The following is a 9,957-nucleotide window of genomic DNA, read 5'->3' as shown; positions in this document are numbered from 1 at the left end:
GACGATGCAAGGCGCTCAGCTCAGACATCAGCCACCCGCACCCGGTCGCAAGCCGGTGCCGCGGGGTGCCAGCCGAATGGTGGCCAAAGAGCCGATGTCCGCGCGCCTGCCAAAAGCCAATTTCGGCTTTCTGAGAAGTCTGTTCTGGCCGGTGCTGCTGTTGGTGCTCGGTTTCGGTACTTACGAAGGCGCCCAGCGTCTGCTGCCTTACGCCGACCGGCCGATCAGCAAGATCGCTGTCCAGGGCGACCTGAGTTACATCAGTCAGCAAGCGGTGCAGCAGCGAATCGCTCCGTATGTGGCGGCGAGCTTCTTCACCATCGACCTGGAGGGCATGCGCAAAGAACTGGAGCAAATGCCCTGGATCGCCCACGCCGAAGTGCGCCGCGTGTGGCCGGATCAAGTGGTGATCCGCCTCGAAGAGCAACTGCCGGTGGCCCGTTGGGGCGACGAGTCGTTGCTCAACAACCAGGGCCAGGCGTTTACGCCCAGAGAGCTGGCGAACTACGAACACTTGCCACAGCTGTTCGGTCCTCAACGGGCTCAACAGCAAGTGATGCAGCAATACCAGGTGCTGAGCCAGATGCTGCGACCGATGGGCTTCTCGATTGCCCGCCTGGAATTGCGTGAGCGCGGTAGCTGGTTCCTGACCACCGGCGCCGGCAGTTCAGGCCCCGGCATCGAGTTGCTGCTGGGACGCGGCAACCTGGTGGAAAAGATGCGCCGCTTCATCGCCATCTATGACAAGACGCTTAAAGACCAGATTACGAACATTGCGCGCATCGATCTGCGCTACGCCAACGGCCTTGCTGTTGGCTGGCGGGAACCTGTAGCGCCGACGACAGCCCAACCGGCTGTCGCGAAGAATTAAGAAGAGGCAGGACCCATGGCAAACGTGCAAAGCGGCAAAATGATCGTCGGTCTGGATATCGGCACCTCCAAGGTGGTGGCGCTGGTAGGCGAGGTCTCGGACGACGGCACGCTGGAAATCGTCGGTATCGGTACGCACCCGTCCCGCGGCCTGAAAAAAGGCGTGGTGGTGAACATCGAGTCCACCGTGCAATCGATCCAGCGTGCGATCGAAGAAGCCCAATTGATGGCGGGCTGCCGCATTCACTCGGCGTTCGTAGGCGTGGCCGGCAATCACATCCGCAGCCTGAACTCCCACGGCATCGTCGCGATTCGTGACCGTGAGGTGAGCTCTGCTGACCTTGAGCGTGTCCTGGACGCTGCGCAGGCCGTGGCGATCCCGGCTGACCAGCGCGTGCTGCACACCCTGCCGCAAGATTACGTGATCGATAACCAGGAAGGTGTCCGCGAGCCTTTGGGCATGTCCGGCGTGCGTCTGGAAGCCAAGGTTCACGTCGTCACCTGCGCCGTCAACGCCGCACAGAACATTGAAAAATGCGTGCGCCGTTGTGGCCTGGAAATCGACGACATCATTCTCGAACAACTGGCTTCGGCCTATTCGGTCCTGACCGACGACGAAAAAGAGCTGGGCGTGTGCCTGGTCGACATCGGCGGCGGCACCACCGACATCGCGATCTTCACCGAAGGTGCGATTCGCCACACGGCGGTGATCCCGATTGCCGGTGACCAGGTGACCAACGACATCGCCATGGCGTTGCGCACCCCGACCCAGTACGCCGAAGAAATCAAGATCCGTTACGCCTGCGCCCTGGCCAAACTGGCCGGTGCCGGCGAAACCATCAAAGTGCCGAGCGTCGGCGACCGTCCCCCGCGCGAGCTGTCGCGTCAGGCCCTGGCCGAAGTGGTCGAGCCGCGTTACGACGAACTGTTCACCCTGATCCAGGCCGAGTTGCGTCGCAGCGGCTATGAGGACCTGATCCCGGCCGGCATCGTCCTGACCGGCGGTACTTCGAAGATGGAAGGCGCCACCGAACTGGCCGAAGAAATCTTCCACATGCCGGTTCGTCTGGGCGTGCCGCATGGCGTCAAAGGTCTGGATGACGTGGTGCGCAATCCGATTTATTCCACGGGCGTTGGCTTGTTGATGTACGGCCTGCAAAAGCAGTCCGACGGGGTTTCGTTCTCCGGCATCGGCAGCCGCGACAGCTACAGCAGCGAGGAGCCACAGGCGCCGTTGCTCGATCGATTGAAGAAGTGGGTTCAAGGCAACTTCTAAAGCTTTACCGCAACACCGCAACAAAATGCAGTAGGCGAAAAAACTAGAGAACGTAAGGAGAGGGAAAATGTTCGAACTCGTAGACAACATCCCCGCAAGCCCGGTAATTAAAGTTATCGGTGTTGGCGGTGGCGGCGGCAACGCTGTCAATCACATGGTCAAGAGCAACATCGAAGGCGTCGAATTCATCTGCGCCAACACTGATGCTCAAGCGCTGAAAAACATCGGCGCGCGTACCATCCTGCAACTGGGCACAGGTGTCACCAAAGGCCTGGGCGCCGGCGCGAATCCGGAAGTCGGCCGTCAGGCTGCTCTGGAAGACCGCGAGCGCATTGCTGAAGTGCTGGCCGGCACCAACATGGTGTTCATCACCACGGGCATGGGCGGTGGTACCGGTACCGGTGCTGCGCCGATCATTGCCGAAGTGGCCAAGGAAATGGGCATCCTGACCGTTGCGGTCGTGACCCGTCCGTTCCCGTTCGAAGGCCGCAAGCGTATGCAGATCGCCGACGAAGGCATCCGCATGCTGTCCGAAAGCGTCGACTCGTTGATCACCATTCCTAACGAGAAGCTGCTGACCATCCTCGGTAAAGACGCAAGCCTCCTGTCGGCTTTTGCCAAGGCTGACGATGTTCTGGCCGGTGCCGTTCGCGGTATTTCCGACATCATCAAGCGTCCGGGCATGATCAACGTCGACTTTGCCGACGTGCGTACCGTGATGAGCGAAATGGGCATGGCGATGATGGGCACTGGCTGCGCCAGCGGTCCGAACCGTGCACGTGAAGCCACTGAAGCGGCCATTCGCAACCCGCTGCTGGAAGACGTGAACCTGCAAGGCGCACGCGGCATTCTGGTGAACATCACCGCCGGTCCTGACCTGTCTCTGGGTGAGTACTCCGACGTGGGTAGCATCATCGAAGCCTTCGCTTCCGAGCACGCCATGGTCAAGGTCGGTACCGTTATCGATCCGGACATGCGCGACGAACTGCACGTCACCGTGGTTGCCACCGGTCTGGGCGCGAAGATCGAGAAGCCTGTGAAGGTTATCGACAATACCGTTCACACCTCGATGGCGGCTTCTCAGGTGCAGCAACCGGCTCCGGCCCGTCAGGAAGCGCCAGCGGTGAACTACCGTGATCTGGACCGTCCGACCGTCATGCGCAACCAGGCTCAGGCCGGTGCTGCGGCTGCCGCGAAGATGAATCCGCAAGATGACCTGGACTACCTGGATATCCCGGCATTCCTGCGTCGTCAGGCCGATTGATGGAATGTATCAGGCCTATGAAGGTGATTGGTGTTCAGCAAAGGTTCGGTCTGCTATCATCGCCAGCCTTTGTTGATACCAGTTCGCAATTTGCGCTGAAGCGGCCCAAGCCATGATTAAACAACGCACACTGAAAAATATTATCCGTGCCACAGGTGTAGGCCTGCATTCCGGGGAGAAGGTCTACCTGACCCTCAAGCCTGCGCCTGTCGACACTGGCATTGTGTTTTGTCGCGCTGACCTCGACCCTGTGGTGCAGATTCCTGCCCGCGCGGAAAACGTCGGTGAAACCACTATGTCGACGACGCTGATAAACGGCGACGTCAAAGTGGACACGGTAGAGCACTTGCTCTCGGCCATGGCTGGCCTGGGCATCGATAACGCCTACGTCGAGCTCTCCGCGTCCGAAGTCCCGATCATGGATGGCAGCGCTGGACCCTTCGTATTCCTGATTCAATCGGCTGGCCTGGAAGAACAGGACGCCGCCAAGAAATTCATCCGCATCCTGCGTGAAGTGACAGTGGAAGACGGCGACAAGCGCGCCACTTTCGTTCCTTTCGAAGGGTTCAAGGTGAGCTTCGAGATCGATTTCGATCACCCGGTTTTCCGGGACCGCACCCAAAGTGCAAGCGTGGATTTTTCCAGCACTTCGTTCGTAAAAGAAGTCAGCCGCGCCCGTACCTTTGGTTTCATGAGTGACATCGAGTACCTGCGCAAGCACAACCTCGCACTCGGCGGCAGCGTTGAAAACGCAATCGTGGTCGATGCCGATGGCGTACTGAACGAAGACGGCCTTCGCTATGAAGACGAATTCGTGAAGCACAAGATCCTCGATGCCATTGGCGATCTGTACCTGCTGGGCAATAGCCTGATTGGTGAGTTCAAAGGCTTCAAGTCCGGTCATGCACTGAACAACCAGTTGCTGCGCAAGTTGATTGAGCAGACAGATGCTTGGGAAGTGGTGACGTTCGAAGACGCCAGCACCGCACCCATCTCTTACATGCGCCCTGTTGCGGCGGTGTAAGTAAAAAACCTCTCTAGTTTTTTGAAGGCCACCTTTGGGTGGCCTTTTTTTATTGTTTGAAACAGAACTCAGCCCGCCAGCACTCGGTTGCGTCCACCTTCCTTGGCCTGATACAACGCCTTGTCCGCCGCAAACAGCAACTGCTCCAGCGTCATCTCGCTCGCTGCCGTCCAGGTGCTGATACCGATACTCACCGTCATCGGCACCTGTGCCCCGTCGACCAGCGGCAATTGTTCCACCGCCTCACGAATATGTTCGGCAATCTGCTGCGCGCCATGACTGTCGGTCTCGGCAAGAATCACCGAAAACTCCTCGCCGCCATAACGCGCCACCAAGTCTGCCGGGCGCCGCACGTTCGCCGTGATGACTTTGGCCAGCTCGCGTAATGCCTGGTCACCCGCCTGGTGCCCATGCCGGTCGTTAAAGGCCTTGAAGTGATCGGCATCGATCATCATTACCGACAATGGTTTGCCCGCACGCTGGGCGCGGAACCACTCGTGGCGCAGCGATTGATCGAGCATCCGCCGATTGGCCAGACCGGTCAGTGCGTCCGTGGCAGCCAGTTGCGCCAGATCCCGTTCGGCCCGTTGGCGCAGGCGCAGTTCGCGGGCGAGCAGCCAGGTCAGCCACAACAACCCCAGACACAACACCCCCGTGGCGCCGCTGATCAGCATCGCCGTACGCCGCCAAGTGGCGAAGACTTCATCGCCGGACAGCGCAACGATGACCACCAGGGGCAAATTGCCGACCCGCGAATAGGTGTAGAGCCGCTGCTGTTGATCCATGCTCGATGTGCTGCTGAAACTCCCACTGCCGTCCCTGTCGCGCAGTATGCGCAGCACGTTGGGCCGGTTGCCGAAGCTTTTGCCGATAGAGTCGCTTTGCAGGTAAGGTTTCTGCGCCAGCAACACGCCATCGTTATTGATGATGTTGAGTGTGCTGTCGTTGCCGATATTCAGGCTGTTGAACAACTGCTCGAAGTAATCGAGCTTCATCGACGCCACAGCCACGCCGATGAACTCACCAGTGTCCGAAGACACCCGCCGACTGAAGCTGATCCGCCATTGGTTGGCCTCATCGCAATCACAACGGGTCTTGAACGGACGGCTGATAAACATGCCGACGTCGCGGTTGAACGCATGGGCCAGGAAGTAATCACGGTCGGCGAAATTGCCGGGTTTAGGTTCGACTCTTGAAGAGTCGGCGATCACATCGCCGTGTTTGTCGAGCAACAGAATGTCGCCCTTGAAGCGTGCAGTGGTCGAGCGGTCGAACAGCGCCAGATGGCGGATTTGAGGCGAGACCGCTTGCAAGTCGTCGCGCTGTGCAGCGGCAATCAGACCTTGCAGCGTCAGGTCGTACAGCTCGACGGTACGCAGCACGTCGGCGTCGATCAACTGGGCAATGGTCGTGGCACTGCGGGTGGCCGTTTCCTGAGCGTTGGCGTGCTCACGGATCAGTAGAAAAGTGACGATGCACAAAATCGCGAACACGGTCAGCGAACTGCCGCAGATCAGCAGCAGCTCGGGGCGTCCGGTCTTGCCCGCAACAGGTGGGGTAAGGCTCGCGATCATGATGCGCTTTCGGTTGAGAGGTCCTTTGAGCGTAGCGCCGATCCTAGAAGACGTTGATCGGGTAGTCGAAGATTACGCGGTATTCATCAGTGTCTGTATCAATCGCGCCGTAACCGTTGCTGCCACGGTGGGTTGCCCATTGCAGACGCACGGCCAGATCTTTGGCCTGACCGCTTTGCACCACGTACTTTAGATCGATGTCGCGTTCCCAGTGCTTGGCGTTTCGCCCTTCGGCGCTGTACCAATTGGAGTAACCCTGACTGTCCGGGTCCACTTTGCTCAGATCAAGCGTTCCGCGCGAGTAGGACACCGCCCAATTCAGGCCCGGCACACCGACACCCGCGAAGTCATAGGCGTATTTGAGCTTCCACGAGCGTTCGTTCGGGCCGTTGAAGTCCGAGTATTGCTGCGAGTTGTCCAGGTAAACGCTGTCGCCCTGACTGATGTAATCGAACGGCGTGTTGCCGTTGACCCGCTGATACGCGGCGGTGACGCTGTGGCCGCCGACACCGACCGTGACGTGCAAGCTGTAGGTGTTGTTGTCGATGTTGCCCAGCAGCGCATCGCCCGTGTCTTGGGTGTGATAGACGTGCAGGCCCGGATTGAGGCTGATCACATCGTTCAATTGCCAGGTGTAGTCGAGGTCGTAGTAGTACTGGTTCCAGATGTCTTTGAGTTCGGAGGCGTAAAGGCTGCTGGTCAGGCCCTCGACACCGCTCCAGGCCACGCCCGCCCAGTTCAGGTGACGGCTGTCATCGCCATCGGCCAGGGCGCCATAGGAGGTGCCGATGCGTGTGTGGCCGCTCTGGTTGTAAGGCTTGGTGAAACTGGCCTGACCGCCTTCGATCAACCAGCCGTCGAAGCTGTGGTTGGTCAGGCTGACGCCTCGGAACGTCTGCGGCAGCATACGGCTGTCACCACCAGCAATCACCGGGTTGGTGAGAAACAGATCGCCGGCCTTCAGCTCGGTATCGAACGCGCGCATTTTCAAGGTGCCGCCGGCCGTCGAGAATGCGCCCGGCGCTTTGCCGTGGCCATCACTGATCGGCAGGATGCTGGAGCCATCCGTACCGCCACCGCCGTCGAGTTTCAGCCCGAGCATGGCGTGTGCATCAACGCCAAAGCCGACCGTGCCTTCGGTATAGCCGGACTGAAAGATGCCGAGAAAGCCCTGGCCCCACTCGATGTTGTCGTCTGTGCGCTGGAGACGATTGCGATTGATGTAGTAATTGCGGGCGTTGAGGTTGAGGTTCGAGCCCTCGGCGAAACCTTCTTTGGCCGGCTCGTCGGCGTGGGCGGAGGATGCCATCGTTGCGGCAACTGCAATGAACAACGGAGTAAAACGGACTGGGTAACGCACGTACAGGGGGGCTCCTTGGGGTCGATTGGCACTTCAATGTATCGAGGTGCTCAACGTTTCTTATTGGGGAAGACGCACCAAACGGCTTTCAGCCCACAACGAAAAAAGGCCGCTGAAAGGCAGCGGCCTGCAATGACGACGGTTGAACGGGAAGAGCCAAACAACCGCGTCGAGGGAAGCGGAACAGGGCGTGACTCAGCTGTCTTTCTCTGGCGATTGAGCCGCGCCGGCGGCGGCCTGTGGGGCTTGCGTGGCGTCTTTGGCCTTGGCCACCATTTCAGCCTGGTGCTGATCGTACGCTTGGGCTCGTGCAATTTTTTGCGCCACGAACGCTTGGGATTCTTCAGCCATCGCCATCGGCGACAGGATCAATGAGGACAAAACGAAAGCGCTGGCAATACCCATACTGTTGGACATTCTGAAAACCTTCTTGCTTGGCAAGTGCTGTTTGGTGCGGGCAAAGATAAGGTCGCTTTGCGCCTGGAAACAGCGTGATTTTCATAAATGACTGTTACAGCAACAGCAAATATCGGCGGGCCCTGGTGTATTGATCTTCCGGTCTATTGAAGACAGCGCTGAGAGCCGACCCGCCGCTGCGCGCTTAAAGATCCGCTCTCGCCAGCGGATACACCTTATATAGCCCAAGCATTAACGGCGTGGGTCTCTACGGGAGTGTCCTGTCATGAAACCCAGAACCGTCATTTCGAGTGTGTTGGTTTTGCTTGCGCTCACGGTCTCTGCTGCCCCGCAAGCCACTACCGGGGAGATCCGTTTCACCGGTCAAATCGTCGATTCCGGCTGTGAAGTCGGGCGAGCGGGAACATTGGCTTTCAGTGAATCGCGCCAGGTCGAGCTCAAGCCCGGCATGCGCTTCGATGTCGATACCTACCGCAACGCGTGCAGCCATGAGACGTTGCCGTTTGCCATGACCTATGAGTCGCTGAAGACCTCGGCCGACAAAGGCATTGTGACCATCACTTACCTGTAAACCGTTCGGCGTGCGCCGCAAATCTTCAGGTGCTGACCCACGGCGCACAGGTATACTGCGCGCCTTTGTGGCTCACTGATCGGGCCCGATTTTTTGCTTTGCGGAGCTTTTATGACTTCCCCGACCCTACCGCCGGTTGACGACGCCGTGAGCGATGTCCCGGCTGACCTGGCCGACGCCAACGAAACCAAAACCGAGATCCCGGCTTTCAAATTCCCGTTCAAACCGGGCGAGTTGGCGGGCGCCAAAGGTTCGAACCAGCCGTGGTACAAGAACGGCGCCAAGAATGGCCACACCAAGACCCCGGGCATGGCGCCGCCGGGCACCCGTCGTTCGATGGGCAAGCGCTGAGTTTCATTCCCCTCTCAGGCCTGGCTGTGATGTTCGATCACGGTCAGGTCATCAGCCTCAGCGAAAATGCTGGATCATGCCGCCCGTAGCGAGATGAACGCATACGTCTGCGCCGGCTCAGTCACCACCTGCCCTCCGGCCGCCAGCACTTGCCCGGCAATGTCATCCCCGGACACATGAAACAGCCATTCACTCAGGGCTTCGTTCGGCGGTTGCGCGCTCACTTGGTCTATCACGGTGGCAAACGCCGCCATATTCGGCAAATACGCGGTAAAGCCATCGCCCTTGAGCGCCGTGGTGCGAATGCCGAGCCTGGCGCAAATCGCCTCTTTGATCTGGATGTCATCGCGATCCGCCTGACGTGAACGCTGTATCAGCTCCACCAATTGCTGATCAACCAGTTCACCGCCGACGATCAGCGCCGGGCCCTGTTCCCAAGACTCCGGCGGGCAATCCTTGGCGGCAGGATTGAGCGGAATATGCGGGTTGATTTCCGCTGGATAAATCCGGCACACCAGGGGGCGACGTTCATAAATCCGACAGCGCTTGTCTTCGTCAAGATTCCGGCAGGGGCCGACGTTGTATGCGGCAAAGGTGATGGCTACGTGGGCATCGGCCATACCGCTGCGCACCACCACCGACCGCCGTTCAGCGTGCTCGCGCTGCTGCGCCGGTAAGCCCAGGCCGTTGCCGAGGAATGCTTCGACCAGCACGATCACCTGGCCGCCATCCGCTGCCCACATGCGGGCCTCGGAGAGGGTCAGGGGGACATGGTGGTCAGTGCAGCATTTGCCGCAACCTACGCAGGAAAACGTCGTATTCATTGAACGATCAATCTTCAATCAGGGTGTGAAACGGCGACGTAAAGTCGCCGTGCAGGCTCCTGTCGAAGCAAGTTGTGCGCCATTTACTGCGCTTTGGCGGTGGGGCGGATCGAGTCCCATTCGGTGACGAAGGCGCTTTTTGACTTTTTGTTGAACAGGCACAGCTCTGTACCTTGCTGGCCCTTCATGTGTTTTTGCGGGTATTGACCTTGCAGCAGAACGGCGGTGTAACCGACTCGGCGATCGAATTGCGCGGGGTTGCCAACCGGTTTGACGTTTTTCAGGCCACTGGCCTTGGTGCAACTGGCGAGTACGCTTTTGTCGTAGGCCGCCCAGGCTTCGGGGCTGGAGGCGTGGGCCAGGGAGGTGAGCGCGGTGAGGCAGAGCAGGCTTAAGGTGAGGGTCTTCATGGTGGGCATCCTTGTT

At 59.2% G+C, this 9,957-nt stretch carries 11 protein-coding genes; 6 read left to right on the top strand and 5 right to left on the bottom strand.

What is annotated here, in order from left to right:
* Positions 1-4: 4 nt before the first annotated feature.
* The 4 genes from AACY02_RS12225 (at position 5) to lpxC (ending at position 4,434) form a co-directional block, all read left to right on the top strand.
* Positions 5-871 carry a cell division protein FtsQ/DivIB gene (locus AACY02_RS12225; RefSeq protein WP_339432151.1) on the top strand — a complete coding sequence of 289 codons (867 nt, stop codon included), beginning with the start codon at positions 5-7 and terminating at the stop codon, positions 869-871.
* Between the two features lie 15 nt (positions 872-886).
* The gene (gene ftsA, locus AACY02_RS12220) at positions 887-2,146 is read left to right on the top strand and encodes a cell division protein FtsA (RefSeq protein ID WP_047303071.1); all 1,260 of its coding nucleotides are present in this window, start codon (positions 887-889) and stop codon (positions 2,144-2,146) included.
* A gap of 67 nt (positions 2,147-2,213) precedes the next feature.
* Positions 2,214-3,410 carry a cell division protein FtsZ gene (ftsZ, locus tag AACY02_RS12215; protein ID WP_221731503.1) on the top strand — a complete coding sequence of 399 codons (1,197 nt, stop codon included), beginning with the start codon at positions 2,214-2,216 and terminating at the stop codon, positions 3,408-3,410.
* Positions 3,411-3,522: 112 nt separating this feature from the next.
* Positions 3,523-4,434, top strand: a complete 912-nt coding sequence (lpxC, locus tag AACY02_RS12210) for a UDP-3-O-acyl-N-acetylglucosamine deacetylase (protein ID WP_007916984.1) — start codon at positions 3,523-3,525, stop codon at positions 4,432-4,434.
* 68 nt (positions 4,435-4,502) lie between these two features.
* Here lpxC and AACY02_RS12205 read toward each other — a convergent pair whose 3' ends face one another.
* The 3 genes from AACY02_RS12205 to AACY02_RS12195 all read right to left on the bottom strand — a co-directional run bounded on the left by AACY02_RS12205 (position 4,503) and on the right by AACY02_RS12195 (position 7,785).
* Positions 4,503-6,008, bottom strand: a complete 1,506-nt coding sequence (locus AACY02_RS12205) for a sensor domain-containing diguanylate cyclase (protein WP_339432150.1) — start codon at positions 6,006-6,008, stop codon at positions 4,503-4,505.
* Between the two features lie 43 nt (positions 6,009-6,051).
* Positions 6,052-7,368, bottom strand: a complete 1,317-nt coding sequence (locus tag AACY02_RS12200; protein WP_339432149.1) for an OprD family porin — start codon at positions 7,366-7,368, stop codon at positions 6,052-6,054.
* Between the two features lie 195 nt (positions 7,369-7,563).
* The gene (locus AACY02_RS12195) at positions 7,564-7,785 is read right to left on the bottom strand and encodes a hypothetical protein (RefSeq protein WP_339432148.1); all 222 of its coding nucleotides are present in this window, start codon (positions 7,783-7,785) and stop codon (positions 7,564-7,566) included.
* 265 nt (positions 7,786-8,050) lie between these two features.
* Here AACY02_RS12195 and AACY02_RS12190 point away from each other — a divergent pair, with 265 nt between their 5' ends.
* Both AACY02_RS12190 and AACY02_RS12185 read left to right on the top strand, forming a co-directional pair.
* Entirely contained in the window at positions 8,051-8,356 is a 306-nt protein-coding gene (locus AACY02_RS12190) for a type 1 fimbrial protein (RefSeq protein ID WP_339432147.1), read from the top strand.
* Positions 8,357-8,467: 111 nt separating this feature from the next.
* On the top strand, positions 8,468-8,707 hold the full coding sequence (locus AACY02_RS12185) for a hypothetical protein (protein WP_339432146.1): 240 nt from the start codon (positions 8,468-8,470) through the stop codon (positions 8,705-8,707).
* Positions 8,708-8,781: 74 nt separating this feature from the next.
* Here AACY02_RS12185 and AACY02_RS12180 read toward each other — a convergent pair whose 3' ends face one another.
* The gene (locus AACY02_RS12180; protein WP_339432145.1) at positions 8,782-9,531 is read right to left on the bottom strand and encodes a YkgJ family cysteine cluster protein; all 750 of its coding nucleotides are present in this window, start codon (positions 9,529-9,531) and stop codon (positions 8,782-8,784) included.
* An 83-nt stretch (positions 9,532-9,614) separates the two neighbouring features.
* Positions 9,615-9,941: a hypothetical protein gene (locus AACY02_RS12175; protein WP_339432144.1), complete on the bottom strand. Its 327-nt coding sequence runs from the start codon at positions 9,939-9,941 to the stop codon at positions 9,615-9,617.
* Positions 9,942-9,957 lie beyond the last annotated feature (16 nt).

The organism is Pseudomonas sp. EA_65y_Pfl2_P78, from assembly GCF_963970495.1.
GTDB lineage: Bacteria > Pseudomonadota > Gammaproteobacteria > Pseudomonadales > Pseudomonadaceae > Aquipseudomonas > Aquipseudomonas baetica_A.
This window is presented reverse-complemented; position numbering and strand designations above follow the sequence as displayed.

Excerpts from the sequence above, each read along its gene's own strand:
- AACY02_RS12225 (WP_339432151.1), top strand. The coding sequence starts at position 5 with ATGCAAGGCGCTCAGCTCAGACATCAGCCACCCGCACCCGGTCGCAAG.
- lpxC (WP_007916984.1), top strand. The coding sequence starts at position 3,523 with ATGATTAAACAACGCACACTGAAAAATATTATCCGTGCCACAGGTGTA.
- AACY02_RS12195 (WP_339432148.1), bottom strand. The coding sequence starts at position 7,785 with ATGTCCAACAGTATGGGTATTGCCAGCGCTTTCGTTTTGTCCTCATTG.
- AACY02_RS12190 (WP_339432147.1), top strand. The coding sequence starts at position 8,051 with ATGAAACCCAGAACCGTCATTTCGAGTGTGTTGGTTTTGCTTGCGCTC.
- AACY02_RS12180 (WP_339432145.1), bottom strand. The coding sequence starts at position 9,531 with ATGAATACGACGTTTTCCTGCGTAGGTTGCGGCAAATGCTGCACTGAC.
- AACY02_RS12175 (WP_339432144.1), bottom strand. The coding sequence starts at position 9,941 with ATGAAGACCCTCACCTTAAGCCTGCTCTGCCTCACCGCGCTCACCTCC.
- ftsA (WP_047303071.1), top strand. The coding sequence starts at position 887 with ATGGCAAACGTGCAAAGCGGCAAAATGATCGTCGGTCTGGATATCGGC.
- AACY02_RS12205 (WP_339432150.1), bottom strand. The coding sequence starts at position 6,008 with ATGATCGCGAGCCTTACCCCACCTGTTGCGGGCAAGACCGGACGCCCC.
- AACY02_RS12185 (WP_339432146.1), top strand. The coding sequence starts at position 8,468 with ATGACTTCCCCGACCCTACCGCCGGTTGACGACGCCGTGAGCGATGTC.
- ftsZ (WP_221731503.1), top strand. The coding sequence starts at position 2,214 with ATGTTCGAACTCGTAGACAACATCCCCGCAAGCCCGGTAATTAAAGTT.